The sequence below is a fragment of the Methylocaldum sp. genome, assembly GCF_035627495.1.
Classification (GTDB): Bacteria; Pseudomonadota; Gammaproteobacteria; order Methylococcales; family Methylococcaceae; genus Methylocaldum.
This window is the reverse complement of the sequence record NZ_DASPLO010000130.1, coordinates 24887-41974: the sequence shown is the minus strand read 5'-3', so window position 1 is coordinate 41974 and position 17088 is coordinate 24887. Positions and strand designations below refer to the sequence as shown.

Below are 17088 nucleotides of genomic sequence, written 5' to 3'. Positions count from 1 at the left end.
TCCTGGTCTGGGTCCGGCTCAAGTCCTTGGCGGCTCAAACCGGTCGAACGGTCTATCAACTCAAGCACGGCTTACTGGATGACTACCTTATTCGACAACTTAAAAATCCTTCGCTAGAAATGCGTCTTGCGTAAGTCCTGTTCCTATTAACACCTCCATGTTATAGTTTTTTCCCTACCGAATTACTCAGGCTTTTCTCGCGCCTAGCGCAGACGGATTTCTTCCATATATGTACCAGTACGACAACTACGATCAGACCTTGGTGAATGAGCGCGTCGCTCAATTTCGAGGTCAAACCGAACGGTTCCTGAAAGGAGAGCTCAGCGAAGATCAGTTCCGGCCTCTTCGCTTGATGAATGGCTTATATATCCAAAAACATGCGCCGATGTTGCGCATCGCTATTCCTTATGGACTGCTCTCCTCGCGCCAACTCCGCATGCTGGCCCACATTGCGCGAAAGTACGACAAAGGCTACGGCCATTTCACTACACGGCAGAACATTCAATTCAATTGGCCGAAGCTTGAGGATGTGCCGGATGTTCTGGGTGATCTCGCCACAGTCGAGATGCACGCCATTCAAACCAGCGGCAACTGCATCCGCAACGTCACCAGCGATCACCTGGCCGGAGTCAGCGACGACGAACTCGAGGATCCACGCCCTTATTGTGAAATTATTCGGCAGTGGTCCACTCTCCACCCGGAATTCAGCTTTCTGCCGCGCAAGTTCAAGATTGCCGTCAATGGCGCTCTTAAGGACCGGGCCGCAACTCAGGTGCACGACATCGGTTTGCAGCTCGTCAAAAGCGATCGAGGCGAAATTGGTTTCGAAGTACTGGTGGGCGGCGGCCTCGGACGGACACCGATCATAGGCGTGACGATCCGCCCGTTCCTTGAGGAAAAGCACCTGCTGTCTTATCTGGAGGCGATTCTCCGCGTTTATAACCGCTTCGGGCGTCGGGACAACAAGTTCAAGGCGCGAATTAAAATCCTGGTCAAGGAATTAGGAAAGGAGAAGTTCACGGAGATGGTCGAGGCCGAATGGGCCTCAATGAAGGACGATCTTCTTTTGGACGGTAACGAAATCGAGCGGGTCAAAGCATTCTTCCAGCCTCCATCCTACCAGATGCTGGCCGATGATCCCCTATTAGCGGAAAAGATGGCACAGGACAGCCAATTTGCCGCCTGGTTCCGTCATAACACCTTTGCCCACAAAGTGGCGGGCTATCGGGTTGTTTTCCTCTCTTTGAAAACGCCGGGAACACCACCGGGAGATCTCAGCGCGAGCCAAATGGATATGGTAGCCGATTTGGCCGACCGTTATGGTTTCGGCGAAATTCGCGTTACCCATACTCAGAACCTTGTTCTGGCTGATGTCAGGCAGGCCGATTTATACGAACTTTGGCAGAGCCTTAAGGCTCTGGAGCTGGCAACACCAAACATCGGTACAGCGACGGATGTCATCTGCTGCCCCGGCCTTGATTTCTGTTCGCTGGCGAACGCCACATCGATTCCCATTGCCAACGGCATTCAGCAGATCTTCGACAATTTGGACTATCTCTATGACTTGGGCGATATCCGGATCAATATCTCGGGCTGCATGAACGGCTGCGGACATCATACCGTCGGCCATATCGGAATTCTGGGCGTCGATAAAAAAGGGGAAGAGTGGTACCAAATCACTCTGGGCGGTTCATCCGCTAAAGACGCCTCGCTCGGCGAACGGCTGGGTCCCTCGATAGCCAAGGACCAAGTTTCCCACGCCGTGGAAGCAATTTTTCAAACCTACCGGGAGCTGCGACTGGAGGACGAGGCATTTCTCGAAACTGTTCGACGCATCGGTATGCAACCTTTCCAGGAGCGAGTTTATGGAGATAATTAAAGACGGCCGTATAGTCGCAAACGACTGGCGGCACCTGGCCGATGACGAAATATTGCCGGAACAGGCCGTAACAGTTTCGCTGTTACGTTGGAAGAGCGAGAAAGATCGCCTGCTCGCTTGCGGCGTCCCCATTGGGCTGCGTCTTAACAGCGATAACGGGCTTGAAGACATTGCAGATGACCTCAAACACTTCGCGGTAATCGTCTTGGAGTTTCGCCATTTCACCGACGGCCGAAGCTTCTCTCTGGCTCGGCTTTTGCGGGAACGGTACGGGTTTGACGGTGAGCTTCGAGCCCACGGAGACTTTATCAGGGATCAGATATTCTTTCTGGCTCGGGTAGGGGTAAACGCTTTCGAGCCAACCCATCCCGCGAACCTGCAAGAGATGCTGCCCGTACTACAGGAGTTCACGGTGAAATACCAAGCCGCCGTTGACGTAAAAGAACCACTTTATCGCCGCCGCAAATAACCGGCGCGTCTTTTGGGCAAACCAAAACCAAAGATTGCTTCAGCAAAGCCTCGCGCAACCGCCGGCTATTAAAAGAACGGCTCCCGACAACTTAAATCACCCCGGTAAAGCCGGGGATTTATCGGGTGAGCGCCTCAAAGTCACCCAAGATGGCTGGCTTAACTCCTAGTCTCTTCTGGCGCTAAAGCTCCAAAGCGCCTTTCACCCCACCTCTTCGGAATAAGCACCAAGCGGCTTTTTACCATTCCACTGGGTGTGCCCCATATTTTGGCGCGCTTTCCTGTAAATCTCTGATCTTGGCCGAACTGCGCGACTCATGATAGCCGTCGTATAAGTCAAACTTTAGAGGGTTCCCCGGCAAAGCCGGGGTCAACCTCACTGAACGACGCGAAAGCTCAACAGTTACGGACAATTGAGTTCTGCGACTCAGTTCTTTTTATTGCCATGCCTCATAATGTTGATGCCCTTTAAAAGATTAAGCGCCTCGTTCAACGGATAATCCTGCAAGGCCAAGGCCTCTTCGCTCTTATCCTCTCCCTTGATTTCATCTTTCTTGAGCGGTTTCTCGTTTCCATTGCCGAGATGATTAACCAAATCAGCTTCCTTAATTGGAGCAAACTCAGACTGAGCGGCCATCTCCAGCTTCACTTTTGAGATCGGCACGTCCGGAGCAATACCTTCCGCCTGTATGGAGCGTCCAGAGGGCGTGTAATACCGGGCCGTGGTCAGCTTAACTGCGCCGCCATTACTGGTGGGCAAGATCGTCTGCACCGAACCTTTACCGAAAGTCTTTTCGCCCATGATGATGGCGCGCTTATGGTCCTGCAAGGCACCGGCCACGATCTCCGAGGCCGAGGCGGAGCCGGAGTTTATCAGCACAACAATGGGAGCGCCGTTCAAAATATCGTTCGGCGTTGCGCTGAATCGCATCTTGGCGTCTTCGACACGGCCGTCGGTATAAACAATCAGCCCGTTTTCCAGGAAGGCATCGCTAACCGCTACTGCCGCGTTGAGAACTCCACCGGGATTATTGCGGAGATCCAACACCACGCCCTTCAAGTCACCGTTCTTTTTGAGCTCGCTGACGGCCTCGACGACATTGTCCCCGGTCTTTGACTGGAAGCTGGTAATGCGAAGATAGCCGTATCCTTCCTCAAGAAGCCGGCTCTTTACGCTTTTGACTTTAATAACATCGCGTACAATCTTGATCTTCAGCGGTTGTTCGACACCCTCGCGGACAACGGTCAAGACTATTTCGCTACCCGGCTCGCCGCGCATCAACTTAACCGCATCATTCAGGCTCATGCCTTTTACCGGTTTGTCGTCCAGCCGGATAATGAGATCGCCGGCCTTGATGCCGGCTTTCTGCGCCGGGGTATCGTCGATCGGCGCGATGACTTTCACGAAGCCGTTTTCCATTCCGACCTCAATACCCAAGCCGCCGAACTGCCCGGTAGTGCCAACCTTCAGCTCGTTATACTGCTCCTGATCCAAATACGCCGAATGAGGATCAAGACCGGCAAGCATGCCGCGAATTGCATCCTCCAACAGTTTCTGGTCCGCTACCGGCTCCACGTAATCCTGGCGTATGCGCCCGTAAACCTCCGAAAAAGTTTTCAACCCTTCGAAGGGGATTGCATTTGCATCACCACTGACCTCGCGCTCGGCAAGCACGCTGCCGCCCGTACTGATCAAAATGCCGAGCAGAACGCCAAAGATAAGAACCAGAAAATTTCTTTGTCGCAACATAGATTTTCCTACAACAAAAAACGCCCTGAACAAGGGCTCTAATCAATCCGTATAAACCGTTAGTCTCTGTGACTACACCACAACATCGGGTTTACCGGTCGCCCCTTCTCCCGAATGCCAAAATAAAGCCCGGACTCCATGCGCCCGCCACTAGCGCCGACTGTGGCGATGATATCACCGCCGCTGACCCAGTCCCCGACATTCTTATACAAACTCTGATTGAAAGCGTAGAGACTCATATATCCGTCGCCGTGATCTAGGATGGTCAGCAACCCATAGCCTCGCAACCAATCAGAGTACGCTACCCTACCTTCCGCCACGGCGTGCACCGGAGCCCCCTCCGGCGCCCCGATGACGACCCCATCCCAACGACCGCTCATGCGCGGATTGCCAAACTGCTCAAGCATCGAACCCTTCGTCGGATATGTTAACTGACCATATAGGGTCGCAAAGGGTCCCTTCCTGATTAACGGATTTCGCGCTGGCTCGGATTCCTCCGCTAAAGGCCGAATGGCGGCAACCAGATTTTGCAGGCGTTCCTCATTTTCTTGAAGCCGCTTTAACTGGGCATCCTTATCTTGAAGGCCGTGCTCCAAGCTGGCCAAAACCTCTCGACGAGATTGCCGAGACTTATCCAGCTCAATGCGTTCCTTTGCCGCCTGTTCTCGGGTGTATTGGAGTCGCTCCGTTTCGGCCAATACTTCCCGCTGCAACCGCGAGGCGGTAGTTAAATCCTTTTGCATCCCCTGCACTAGCGAAGATCGAGCTTGATTCAGGTAATTGTAATAAGCTAACACACGACTGAGCTGGGCAGGATCTTCCTGGTTCAACACCAGTTTCAGCCATTCTTGGCGACCGGCGGCGTAGGCCGCACGAGCGTGTCCCTTCAGAGTTTTATATTGTGTTTTTACCGCCGCCTGCAGTTGGCTGCGCTGGCGTTCCAAGTCGCTTAAATGCCGGGATTGAGCTTGCACTTTCATCTCAAGCTCTTTGAGCGTTTTTGCCAGACGACCGTAGTCCCGCTCGATGGCGCTCAATTGATCGACGAGCGCGTGTTTGCGTGATTCTAGAGCATCTCGAGACTTTCGCACCGTCTTGATCCGCTCCCGGACCGTGTTTAGTTCGTCCACCCGATCCGTTGGTTCCGAAACAGCCCATGCAAAAGGCATGTTGAATGCTAAAGCCAAACATACGACACGTGCGACTCGGTGACAGGGCAAGACAGTAAACATCAGTTCAACAACGATCGCCCCGTCATCTCCGCAGGCTTTTCAATCCCAATAATGGCGAGCAAAGTTGGCGCCACATCGGCCAGATTGCCTCCATCACTCAATTGGCCGTTTCTCCCTTTATATACAAGCGGCACCGGATTGACCGAATGCGCGGTCTGAACCCCACCATTCGAAGGATCGATCATTTGCTCGACATTGCCGTGATCGGCGGTAATCAGCAATTCACCTCCAACCTTCTCCAGCGCCTCGACAACCCAACCCAATGACTCGTCCAGAGTTTCCACCGCCCGAATCGATGCCGCTAAATCGCCGGTATGACCAACCATATCACCATTGGCGTAGTTACAGATAATGACGTCGTACTCGCCGCATTCGATCGCGTTGACCAATTCATCAGTAACTTCAGGGGCACTCATTTCGGGCTTGAGATCGTAGGTCTTGACCTTAGGCGATGGCACCAGAATGCGTGTTTCCCCCGGAAACGGCGTTTCCACTCCGCCGTTGAAGAAAAATGTGACATGGGCATACTTTTCGGTCTCGGCCAGCCGAAGCTGCTTTAAGCCATGCTTCGACAAAACTTCACCTAGGCTATTGGTCATGCTTTCCGGCGGATAAGCGACGGGAAACTTAAAATCTTGATGATACTCGGTCAATGTAACGAAACCACCCAACTTCGGAACGATTTCTCGATGGAACCCTGAAAAATCGGGTTCATTGAGCGCTCGCGTCAGCTCTCGGGCACGGTCTGCCCGGAAATTCATGAAAACGACGATGTCTCCGTCTTTGAGAGTCACCGGCGCTTCATCATCCGGAACAATCGAGGTAGCCTTAACGAACTCATCCGATTCCCCGCGATTGTAGGCCTGTTTCAACCCCTCGATCGCACTTTGGGCCCGATAATCGGCTTTCCCTTGCACGATAAGCTCGTACGCCTGCTGAACACGCTCCCAGCGATTATCCCGATCCATCGCGTAGAAACGGCCGATAATGGACGCGATCCGACCGGCGCTCAGTTCGGTGAATTTCGCATCCATGGCGCGGATCGAGTCGCCCGCGCTCTTGGGTGGCATATCTCGGCCGTCCAAGAAGGCATGCACATAGACCTTTCTCAATCCCTTGCGAACCGCGAGCTCCGCCATGGCATGGATATGAGTCTCGTGACTGTGAACGCCACCGGGTGAGAGCAGTCCTAAGATATGAAGCGCCTTATTGTTCTGCAGGGCCTTGTCTACGGCTTCGCATAAAATGGGATTGGAGTAAAACGAACGGTCCCTCACCGCTTTACTGATTAGCGTAAAGTCCTGATAAATGAGTCGGCCCGCGCCCAAATGCAAATGCCCCACCTCGGAATTGCCCATTTGGTCATCGGGCAAGCCGACGACTTCACCGGAGCAATTGAGCAAAGTATGCGGACAAGTGTTCCAGAGCTGCGTCCATGTAGGGGTTTTTGCCAGAGCGATAGCGTTGTGGTCTTTGGTTTCGCTATAACCGAAACCGTCCAGAATGATAAGAACAACGGGTTTAGGACGATTCAACTTCAAAGTATAATCTCCCACTTGGTTTTTGCTTGTTTACCTGGCAATAGAAGCCTTATCGCTCCCCCGCAGAAGAAAATCAAAATGCCTTAATGGATAAGTCGCCGCTTTCGCGGGATGGAAAGGACCTTGAACTCGATATCACCGGATAAATATGAGATCGGAAAAATGGCGCGCCACACCCTTAGGCGCCGGGAAAAACTAAGTGATATTCTAACTTTTTTTTGCAAGCCCGTGTTGCTCGACCGCGCTGGCTAAAGAGCGCACAAACTCTTACATTGCGAAGCCTCCGATGACCAAATCAAACGAGATATTGATTACGGAAGATGCCGACATCGCGCAGGCTGCCTATTGCCTGAAAGCCATGTCTCATCCGTTGCGGCTCAAGATTCTATGCACACTGGGCAACAACAGAGTCAGCGTTCAGGACATTGTCGAACAGGTCGGCACGACTCAGAGCAATATTTCTCAGCATTTGGGAATTCTGCGCGACAAAGGCATTCTTGCCTGTAAAAAAGACGCCAACCGCGTGTACTATTACGTCGACGATGAGCGCACACTGCAGCTGATCAGGCTGATGAAGGAAGTATTTTGTCGTCATTAAAACTGTCTTTAGTTGGAGCTGAATTTTTTCTATGACCGTCACACTAGACCGCCTCTTGGAATTCTTGGGCAACCACTGGATCATGGCCAGCGGCTTGCTCATTGTTACGATTTTGCTGATCCAGGATTTCATTGACAGCGCCTTTCGCAAACACAAGGCCATCTCGCCCATTGAGGCTGTAGGCTTAATGAATGACGAAAATACCGTAGTCATCGATGTGCGCGAGCCCAATGAATATGCCAATGGTCATATCGAAAATGCGAAATTCATTCCCCTGGGCAAAATTGAGGAACGAGCCCATGAATTGGAGGCATACAAGCAAAATCCTGTCATCGTAACCTGCCAATCCGGTACACGCTCTCCCCAGGCCTGCAAAAAATTAATCGGTTTAGGGTTTACGCGAGTCTTCGAAATGAAAGGCGGGATGCTGGCATGGGAAGACCAAAAATACCCCGTCGTTAAGAAGCGGAATAGCAAGTAATTCGACCTACTCCGCCCCCTTTCGCTAACTTCAAAAATTAAAAGAATCAAGGATCATCCATGGCCGAAGAGACCAATCAGCAGGAAAGACAGTTTGCCCTACAAAAGATTTACGTTAAGGATGTCTCGTTCGAGACACCGAATTCGCCGGAAGTGTTTACGCTTAAATGGGAACCAAAGATCGAATTCAACCTGTCAAGCAATGCTCAAAAGCTTCAGGACAACCTGTACGAGGTTAGCCTCACCACCACCCTAACGGTCAAACTCGAGGAAAAAACCGCTTATTTGGTGGAAGTCTGCCAGGCCGGGATCTTTGCAATGGTCGGCTTTGACGAACAGGAACTCGGCCCCTTGATTGGCAGTTACTGCCCGAACGTCCTCTTCCCGTATGCACGAGAGGCTGTTTCCGACCTCGTAACCAAAGGCGGCTTTCCCCCCATGCTCCTCGCACCCGTAAATTTCGATGCGTTATACATGCAGCACATGCAACAACAGCAAGGTGCAGCCCCCACAAGCCACTAACGGGATAACCTTCGTCTTACACATGACAGCTGTATCAGTTCTCGGCGCCGGCTCTTGGGGCACAGCCCTCGCCCTGTTGATGGCCCGTAACGGCCATCCTACGACGCTTTGGGGTCATCGCCCGGAGCACGTAGCCAAACTCCATGCCGCACGCTGCAACGATCGTTACTTACCCGGCGCCCATTTTCCCGATAACCTTAAAGTCGTCGCGAATCTCGCCGAAGCCGTTGAGTGTGCGGAGATTCTCATCATTGCGGCACCCAGCCATGCATTCCGAAGCCTGCTGATAAACCTTGCCCCGCATCTTGCTTCGGAATCGAAAATCGCATGGGCCACGAAAGGCTTGGAGCTGGAAAGCGGAAAGCTTTTACACCAGGTCACGGAGGACGTTCTCGGACCCGATATTCCCGCAGCGGTACTATCCGGCCCCAGCTTCGCCCGTGACTTGGCCGCCAATCTTCCGACGGCCATTACGGTGGCGTCACGGCAGGTCGAGTTCGCCAGAATGCTGGCCGGTCTGCTGCATAACAACCGCTTCCGGGCTTATACCACCGAAGACATCATCGGAGTTCAATTAGGCGGGGCGACCAAGAACGTACTGGCCATCGCCGCCGGAGTCGCCGACGGTTTAGGTTTCGGCGCTAACTCGCGTGCGGCACTCATAACCCGGGGACTTGCCGAGATGATGCGATTGGGATTGGCGCTGGGCGGCAAATCGGAAACCTTCATGGGACTTGCCGGTGTCGGCGATCTCATACTGACCTGCACCGACAACCAATCTCGAAACCGGCGGTTCGGCCTTGGACTCGGCAAAGGACTCTCGCGGGAGCAAATCACTGCCGAAATCGGCCAGGAGATCGAAGGCATCACCACCACTAAAGTCATCTACCGGCTGGCGCAAAGTCTCGGAATCGAGATGCCGATCACCGAGCAGACCTACAAAATCCTCTACGAGAATCTCGCCCCCTTAGAGGCCGTTAACAATCTACTCATACGGGAACAAAAATCGGAAGCCGTGGTGGCGTGAGCCGTCCTCGATTACGCCCGCTCAGACGCCCCTGAAAAGCCGTTCTGCCGCCATGCTTCGTAAAGCACCAGCGCCACGGTGTTCGAGAGATTGAGGCTACGGCTTTCCGGCTTCATCGGGACATAAAGACGGTGCGAGTCCGGGAGGGCTGTAAGCAGCGCTCCCGGCAAACCTCTGGTTTCCGGACCAAATAATAAGGTGTCATTGGGTCGGAAATCGACCTCCGCATAGCAGCGCCGCCCCTTAGTAGTAAGTGCAAACAGCCGTTCCGGCCGAACCCGATCCATAAATTCGTCCAATCCTCTATATTCCCGCACATCCGCCCATTCTCGATAATCGAGCCCGGCTCGTCGCAACTTGGCGTCATCCAACCGGAAGCCCAAGGGATGAATGAGGTGCAGCAATGCGCCCGTATTGGCGCAAAGGCGGATGATGTTTCCTGTATTCGGCGGTATTTCGGGCTCGTAAAGGACGATATGGAACACGTCTAGGATTTACCGTGCTCCGGCAAGGGATTGATCGGTTCCAGTTTCCAGATGTCGCGGTTGTACTCTGAAATCGTGCGGTCGGTGGAAAACTTGCCGCTCGCAGCGCAGTTCAGGATGCTCATCCTCGTCCACTGCTCTTGATCCTGATAAGCGGCGGCTGCCCGCCTCTGCGCTTCGACGTAACTCGGAAAATCAGCCGCCGTCATCCAAGGATCGTGGGGGCTCCTTATCGCATGTATGACGGGATCGAAAATTCCGGGTTCAAACTGATTGAAGTGTCCGCTTTCTAGGAGATGTATCACTCGGCGCAGATCCTCGTTGCCGTTTATGACTGACTCGGGATCGTATTGGCTGCGGCCGGCCTCCACTTCCTCGGCGGTGAGGCCAAACAGGAAGAAGTTCTCTGCCCCCACTTCCTGGCGAATCTCGATGTTGGCGCCATCGAGGGTACCGATGGTCAGCGCTCCGTTCAGCATGAACTTCATGTTGCCCGTGCCGGACGCTTCCTTACCGGCGGTCGAAATCTGCTCCGAAAGATCGGTGCCGGGACAAATGAACTCCATCGCCGTAACTCGGTAATTCGGCAGGAAGGCCACCTTGAGCAGTTCGCCAACCGCGGGATCGCGGTTGATTACGCTCGAAACGTTATTGATCAGCTTAATAATCCGCTTCGCCATAACGTAGCCCGGCGCCGCCTTGCCTCCGAAAAGGACGCATCGCGGAGTCCAGTTCGCCGTATCGCCGCGCTTAATCCGATCGTAGAGGTGAATGACGTGAAGCACATTGAGCAACTGGCGCTTGTATTCGTGTATCCGTTTGACCTGAACGTCGAATAGAGCATCCGGGTTGATGTCCAGGCCTACTTCCGCTTTTTTATACTGCAAGAGACGCTCTTTGTTTTGGCGCTTGATATCCCTCCAGCGCTGGCGGAACGCGGAATCGTCGGCATATGCCGCGAGCCGGCCAAGCTGGGACAGATCGGTCAACCAGCCCTCGCCGATCGTCTCGGTAATCAATGAGGCAAGCTTGGGATTGCATCCGGCAAGCCATCTGCGAGGGGTAATGCCATTGGTTTTGTTATTGAACTTGTTTGGCCACAGCTCGTAGAAATCTCGAAACAGCCCCTGCATAAGCAAATTGGAATGGAGTTCCGCCACGCCATTGACGGAAAAGCTCCCGACTATGGCAAGGTAAGCCATGCGAACCTGCTGCTCCCAGCCTTCCTCGATCAAGGACATGCACGCCAATCGCTCCAAATCGCCCGGCCAGCGGTTGGCAACTTCCCCCAAAAACCGCGCGTTGATCTCGAAAATGATTTCCAGCAACCGCGGCAACAACTGCCTGAATAAACGCACCGGCCATTTCTCCAAGGCCTCAGGAAGCAGCGTGTGATTGGTATAAGCCATCGTACGCGAGGTGATCGCCCACGCTTCATCCCAATTCAGCCCATGTTCATCCGTCAACAGGCGCATCAACTCGGCCACCGCGATGCTAGGATGGGTATCGTTGAGCTGGAAGCAATTCTTTTCGGCAAACCGGCTGAAGTCCTCGCCGTGCACCAGCACCCATTTGCGGATGACGTCCTGGAGGCTTGCCGAAGCCAAAAAGTACTGCTGGCGGAGCCTTAACTCCTTACCGTTCTCGCTGGCATCATTCGGATACAACACCATGGTGATGTTCTCCGCCATGTTCTTGGAACGGACCGCTTCGGTGTAATCCCCCGCATTGAAGTCCTTAAGGTCGAATTCATCCGTGGCGGCCGACTTCCACAGACGCAGCGTGTTAACCGTGCCGTTCTTGTAACCGGGAACCGGAACATCATAAGGCACCGCAAGTACGTCCTGGGTATCGACCCAGCGCGTTTGCGGATGGGATTCCTCAGCGCCGTAAGTGTCCGTCCGCCCACCGAAACGTACCCGCACCGTCAGTTCCGGACGCTCCAACTCCCAGACATGACCGTTCCGCAACCAGTGATCGGGCTCCTCGACCTGGTGGCCGTCCTCGATGTTTTGCCGGAACATGCCATATTCGTAACGGAGGCCATACCCCATCACCGGCAACTGCAGGGTCGCACAGCTATCTACAAAACAAGCGGCCAACCGCCCCAACCCGCCGTTCCCCAATCCGGCGTCTTGCTCGCTCTCAATGACTTCCTCGAGATTCAACCCCAAATCATGCAGAGTCTCGCATAGCGGATCATCAATTCCGAGATTAAGCATTGCATTGCTCAATGTCCGCCCCATCAGGAATTCCATGGATAAATAGTAGGCGCGCTTGCAATCCGTTTCCTCGTAGGCGTAATGAGTATTCTTCCACCGCTCCATCAAGCGGTCGCGAACCGTCAAAGCGAGCGCCGTATAGGTGTAGTGCGCAGAGGCGCAGTATTTGTCACGACCGAGCGTATAGCTGAAATGGCGGCGGATATCCAAAGCCAGATCCTTGGCCTCCAGCCCTAGCGCGGGCAACTCGGTCAGCCAGGAGCTTCTCTTACTATTCACTAAACTTTTGTTCGGCATGGTCGGTCCGGTAATTTGGCAATTTCAGATTGGGCACGAAGAGCAAATCGTTCATCTCCAGCTGCGCGCGGACGGCGAAGCGGATAAATCAACAAAAGGCCGAAGGACACGATTATCGCATCAAAAACCGGGGCTGTTGATCGTTACGTTACCAGCGCCCAAGACGTTACACGTCCAGACTCAGTTCGGTGATCTTTCGCGTCAACGTGTTGCGACCATAACCCAATAATTTGGCCGCTTCCTGGCGGCGACCGCGGGTGAACTGCAGCGCCGTGGCGATTAGGATTCCTTCAGCCGATTCTATGGCCTCCTTTGCGACATTTTTGTCCCCTCGCCTCAAGCGTGTATCAACCCATTGCCGGAAGCAATCCTCCCAACTGTCGGCAATCGTAGACGTGCTCGCTTTAATGGTCAGCAACTCGGGCGGAAGATCGTCCAAATGAACCTCCTTGCCTGCGGCCATAACCGTAATCCAGCGGCAGGTATTTTCCAGCTGGCGCACGTTGCCCGGCCAATCGAGCCGACACAGATAGTCCTCCACGTCCTGCAGCAAGATTTTCGTGTCCACCTTCAGCTCTTGACTAGCCTCTTTGAGGAAATGCCCGAGCAGCAAAGGAATATCCTGGCGCCGCTCCCGTAAAGGCGGCAAATGAATGCGGATCACATTGAGCCTGTGGAACAAATCCTCGCGGAAGCGCCCCTCGGCCACCAGAGTATCCAAGTTTTGATGCGTCGCGGCGATAATGCGGACATCGACTTTGACTGGAGCATGCGCGCCCACGGGAAAGAACTCGCCGTCAGCCAGCACGCGCAGCAAGCGAGTCTGCAAATCCGCCGGCATATCGCCGATTTCGTCTAAGAACAAAGAGCCTCCGTCGGCCTGTTCGAAACGTCCGGCCCGCCGGGCTTGCGCGCCCGTAAACGCGCCGCGTTCATGGCCGAACAACTCGGATTCCAGCAGATCACGGGGAATCGCCGCCATATTGAGCGCGATAAAGGGCTTGTCGGCCCGTGGGCTATGACGGTGCAGCGCGCGGGCAACCAACTCCTTGCCGGTGCCCGATTCACCATTAATCAGAACGGTAATGTGAGAACGGGCCAGCCTTGCAATGGCGCGAAAGACCTCCTGCATGGCCGGCGCTTCCCCGATGATTTCCGGTGTTTTCGCAGGCACCGCCGGCTGTCCGTTCTCTTGACGCTTGCGCTGGCTCTGCGCACATGCGCGCTGCACCAAATCGACGGCCTCATCCACATCGAACGGCTTCGGCAGATATTCGAATGCGCCGCCGTGAAAAGCCGAGACGGCGCTCTCCAGATCGGAGTGCGCCGTCATGATGATGATAGGAAGCTGTGGATGTTTGGTCTGCAACTGCCTTAAGAGTTCCAGCCCGTCCATGCCCGGCATCCGGATATCGGTCACAATGGCGTCCGGTTTGCCCTGGTCGAGGGCGTCGAGCAAACCACCGGCGCTGGAAAAGCAACGCGCGTGTATCGAGGCCTTTTGCAGGGCTTTTTCTAAAACCCAGCGGATAGAACGATCATCATCGACCACCCATACTTGGGTTGAACTAATCATGTCCCTTCTCCAAAGGCAGAAAAATAGAAAAAACCGTGTTGCCCGGGGAACTGGTGCATTCCACCAGTCCACCGTGCTGATTGATCAAGGACTGCGCTATCGACAAGCCCAACCCCGTCCCGTCGGCGCGCCCCGTTACCATCGGGTAAAAAATCTGACCCAGCAGCTCCGGCTTGATGCCGGGCCCATCGTCAATTATGTCGATCTTGACGGCCATCGGATTGCGGCGATGACCAATGGTTACTTGGCGGTGGATTCGCGTGCGAATAAGGATATGTCCTTTCTGCCCCACTGCCTGCGCCGCGTTGCGCACGATGTTTAAAATCGACTGGATAAGTTGATCGCTGTCGCCGTTCACTAGGGGTAGACTCGGATCATAGTCTCTTTCGATGATGACGCTCGGCGGGGCTTCTACCTGAACCAATTGACGCACGCGCTCCAATATCCTGTGGATGTTAAGCGGGCTCTTCCGCGGCGGCTTGTTGGGCGCGAGCATCCGATCGACTAGGGACTGCAGCCGGTCGGATTCTTCCATGATGATTTTCGTGTATTCCCGCATCTCTTCTTCGACCAACTCCCTATCGAGCAACTGCGCCGCGCCGCGCAATCCGCCCAAAGGGTTCTTTATCTCGTGGGCCAATCCTCGAAGCAGCATACGAGCGGCGTTCTGCTGAGCCAAAAGCTGCTCTTCCATGGAGATGCGCAAATGCCGATCCAGTTGCTCAATCTGCACCAGTGCAGCAACCGGTTTATCCTGCTCCAACATTGGCGTGATCGTGAAATTGACCGTAATGGACTGGGGCGGAAGACCCAACGACAAATTTCGCTTGGTGAACGACTCCCCTTGCTGCAAGGTCCGTTTCAAATCCCTCTCAATATTCTGATCGTGTAGAAAGGACAACTCTTTGGCACGCGCTCCCAAGATCTGTCGCGCACTCACCGCAAACAGCATTTCCCCGGCCACGTTGATATAAACCAAACGGTATGCGGTATCGAAGACCAATACAGCATCGGTTAGGTAATCGAGTATGCGTTGATGCAGAGAGACGGGATCTGAGTTATTCATTACGGCTTTTAAAGCAAAATAAGGGCCAACAAGACTTTAAAGCCGCGTTTAAACGTGAGCATCCAAGCTCCGGCAAACCCGAAAGTAGAGACACACCATCGTAAAGCCGCCCATAAAGCGCACCATTAAGGTGCATATTGGACCGGTTTGCCGGAACATCCGTTCCGCATAAGGTGACCGTAGAGTTTAACGGCTATACATAACGCATCGAAAAACAAGGCAGAAGCTCTACCACTTGAGCCGGCCGCTCGCTCTGACCTATAAATTCTTCTATTAGGAAAGGCTCTTGCAGAATTCCTTTGAACCACCAAACGGTTACTCGGCCATGCAAACCACCTCGCCGTTTTTAAAAAACGAACAGCGAAACTTTAAGACAGGCTCAAAAACTGCTCCATTGCGTCTTGGACTTGACGACATACTCCCGACAAAAAAAACGCCCCATTAAGGGGCGTTTTAGATCCGAGCCGAATGGCACTTAGAGGCTGTAATACATATCGTATTCTACCGGGTGCGTGCTCATGCGCAGACGGGTAACTTCGTGCATCTTGAGGTCGATGTACGCATCGATCGCATCATTGGTGAAGACGCCGCCGCGAGTCAGGAACTCGCGATCCGCACTCAACGCATCCAGCGCCATATCGAGCGCATGACAAACCTGCGGAATGCTCTTTTCCTCTTCCGGCGGCAGATCGTAAAGATCCTTGTCCATGGCATCGCCCGGATGGATCTTGTTTTGGATACCGTCCAAACCGGCCATCAGCATAGCCGCGAAGGCAAAATACGGGTTGGCGGTGGAATCCGGGAAACGAACCTCGATGCGGCGCGCCTTCGGATTGGTGACATACGGAACGCGGATGGATGCCGACCGGTTGCGCGCCGAGTAAGCCAGCATGACCGGCGCTTCGAAACCCGGCACCAAGCGTTTGTAACTGTTGGTTGAAGGATTGCAGAAGGCATTCAAGGCTTTGGCGTGCTTGATGATGCCGCCGATGTAATACAGAGCCAATTCCGAAAGGCCGCCGTAAAGATCGCCGGTGAACAGGTTGACGCCGCCTTTGGCCAAAGACTGGTGAACGTGCATGCCACTTCCGTTGTCGCCGACCAGCGGTTTCGGCATGAATGTGGCCGTCTTGCCGTAAGCGTGGGCGACGTTCTGAACGGCGTATTTGAGAACGAGAACCTCGTCGGCCTTTTTAACCAAGGTGTTGAACTTGACGCCGATTTCGCACTGACCGGCGGTCGCCACTTCATGGTGATGGACCTCGACGACCAGCCCCATTTCTTCCAGCGTATTGCACATCGCCGAACGCAAGTCCTGCATGGAATCGACGGGCGGCACCGGGAAATACCCCCCTTTGATGCCCGGACGATGACCGATATTGCCGTCTTCGTAAACTTTCTCTGTATTCCAGCTGGCTTCTTCGGAGTCTACTTTGTAGAACGAGCCCTGCATGGAAACGCCCCAGCGCACGTCGTCGAACACGAAAAACTCGTTCTCTGGCCCGAACAGCGCCGTATCCGCGATACCGGTGGATTTCATGTAAGCTTCGGCGCGCTTCGCGATAGAGCGAGGATCGCGCTCATAGCCCTGCATGGTAGCGGGCTCAACGATATCGCAGCGCAAAACCAGGGTCGAATCGTCGAAAAACGGATCCATAACCGCAGTAGCCGGGTCGGGCATCAGGATCATGTCCGACTCGTTGATGCTCTTCCAACCCGCAATGGACGAACCGTCAAACATCTTGCCATCTTCGAACATGTCCTCGTCCACGGTATGAGCGGGAATGGTGACATGCTGTTCTTTGCCCCGAGTGTCGGCAAACCGCAAATCAACGTATTTGACCTCCTTTTCCTTCATCAACTGGAGTACATCTTGTGGCGTCATTCTTTATCTCCCAAACGTTAGGGTTGTAAAAATCTCAAGCGGGTTAATAAACAAAAATCA

General features: G+C 53.9%; 14 protein-coding genes and 1 pseudogene. 7 read left to right on the top strand and 8 right to left on the bottom strand.

What is annotated here, in order from left to right; all coding sequences use genetic code 11:
- From VEB01_RS23225 to VEB01_RS10595, 3 genes and pseudogenes are all read left to right on the top strand, one after another.
- Nucleotides 1-134 (top strand): annotated as a pseudogene (locus VEB01_RS23225) (IS701 family transposase); the annotation flags it as partial.
- A 95-nt stretch (nt 135-229) separates the two neighbouring features.
- The gene (locus tag VEB01_RS10600; protein WP_324875244.1) at nt 230-1879 is read left to right on the top strand and encodes a nitrite/sulfite reductase; all 1650 of its coding nucleotides are present in this window, start codon (nt 230-232) and stop codon (nt 1877-1879) included.
- Entirely contained in the window at nt 1866-2348 is a 483-nt protein-coding gene (locus VEB01_RS10595; protein WP_324875243.1) for a DUF934 domain-containing protein, read from the top strand. The genes VEB01_RS10600 and VEB01_RS10595 overlap by 14 nt, the downstream gene beginning before the upstream one ends.
- 426 nt (nt 2349-2774) lie before the next feature.
- Here the strand turns inward: VEB01_RS10595 and VEB01_RS10590 are convergent, their stop codons facing one another.
- The 3 genes from VEB01_RS10590 to gpmI form a co-directional block, all read right to left on the bottom strand.
- Nucleotides 2775-4097 (bottom strand): S41 family peptidase, encoded by a 1323-nt coding sequence (locus tag VEB01_RS10590; RefSeq protein ID WP_324875241.1) that lies wholly within the window; start codon nt 4095-4097, stop codon nt 2775-2777.
- Nucleotides 4098-4156: 59 nt separating this feature from the next.
- The gene (locus tag VEB01_RS10585; RefSeq protein ID WP_324875239.1) at nt 4157-5266 is read right to left on the bottom strand and encodes a murein hydrolase activator EnvC family protein; all 1110 of its coding nucleotides are present in this window, start codon (nt 5264-5266) and stop codon (nt 4157-4159) included.
- Between the two features lie 62 nt (nt 5267-5328).
- Complete coding sequence (gpmI, locus tag VEB01_RS10580) at nt 5329-6870, bottom strand: 2,3-bisphosphoglycerate-independent phosphoglycerate mutase (protein WP_349255739.1); 1542 nt, start codon at nt 6868-6870, stop codon at nt 5329-5331.
- Nucleotides 6871-7156: 286 nt separating this feature from the next.
- Between gpmI and VEB01_RS10575 the strand changes: the two genes are divergently transcribed.
- The 4 genes from VEB01_RS10575 to VEB01_RS10560 all read left to right on the top strand — a co-directional run bounded on the left by VEB01_RS10575 (nt 7157) and on the right by VEB01_RS10560 (nt 9497).
- A complete protein-coding gene (locus VEB01_RS10575; protein WP_324875237.1) occupies nt 7157-7468 on the top strand; it encodes an ArsR/SmtB family transcription factor in 312 nt (103 codons plus the stop codon).
- A gap of 82 nt (nt 7469-7550) precedes the next feature.
- Entirely contained in the window at nt 7551-7949 is a 399-nt protein-coding gene (locus VEB01_RS10570; protein ID WP_324875235.1) for a rhodanese-like domain-containing protein, read from the top strand.
- A 59-nt stretch (nt 7950-8008) separates the two neighbouring features.
- Entirely contained in the window at nt 8009-8470 is a 462-nt protein-coding gene (gene secB, locus VEB01_RS10565; RefSeq protein WP_324875234.1) for a protein-export chaperone SecB, read from the top strand.
- A gap of 22 nt (nt 8471-8492) precedes the next feature.
- On the top strand, nt 8493-9497 hold the full coding sequence (locus VEB01_RS10560) for an NAD(P)H-dependent glycerol-3-phosphate dehydrogenase (RefSeq protein WP_324875232.1): 1005 nt from the start codon (nt 8493-8495) through the stop codon (nt 9495-9497).
- A gap of 11 nt (nt 9498-9508) precedes the next feature.
- Here the strand turns inward: VEB01_RS10560 and VEB01_RS10555 are convergent, their stop codons facing one another.
- The 5 genes from VEB01_RS10555 to glnA form a co-directional block, all read right to left on the bottom strand.
- Nucleotides 9509-9982 carry a tRNA (cytidine(34)-2'-O)-methyltransferase gene (locus VEB01_RS10555; RefSeq protein WP_324875230.1) on the bottom strand — a complete coding sequence of 158 codons (474 nt, stop codon included), beginning with the start codon at nt 9980-9982 and terminating at the stop codon, nt 9509-9511.
- A 2-nt stretch (nt 9983-9984) separates the two neighbouring features.
- Nucleotides 9985-12501 (bottom strand): glycogen/starch/alpha-glucan phosphorylase, encoded by a 2517-nt coding sequence (locus tag VEB01_RS10550; protein ID WP_324875228.1) that lies wholly within the window; start codon nt 12499-12501, stop codon nt 9985-9987.
- Nucleotides 12502-12667: 166 nt separating this feature from the next.
- A complete protein-coding gene (gene ntrC, locus VEB01_RS10545; protein ID WP_324875226.1) occupies nt 12668-14077 on the bottom strand; it encodes a nitrogen regulation protein NR(I) in 1410 nt (469 codons plus the stop codon).
- Entirely contained in the window at nt 14070-15143 is a 1074-nt protein-coding gene (glnL, locus tag VEB01_RS10540; protein WP_324875224.1) for a nitrogen regulation protein NR(II), read from the bottom strand. The genes ntrC and glnL overlap by 8 nt, the downstream gene beginning before the upstream one ends.
- Nucleotides 15144-15618: 475 nt before the next feature.
- A complete protein-coding gene (glnA, locus tag VEB01_RS10535) occupies nt 15619-17028 on the bottom strand; it encodes a glutamate--ammonia ligase (RefSeq protein WP_324875223.1) in 1410 nt (469 codons plus the stop codon).
- Nucleotides 17029-17088 lie beyond the last annotated feature (60 nt).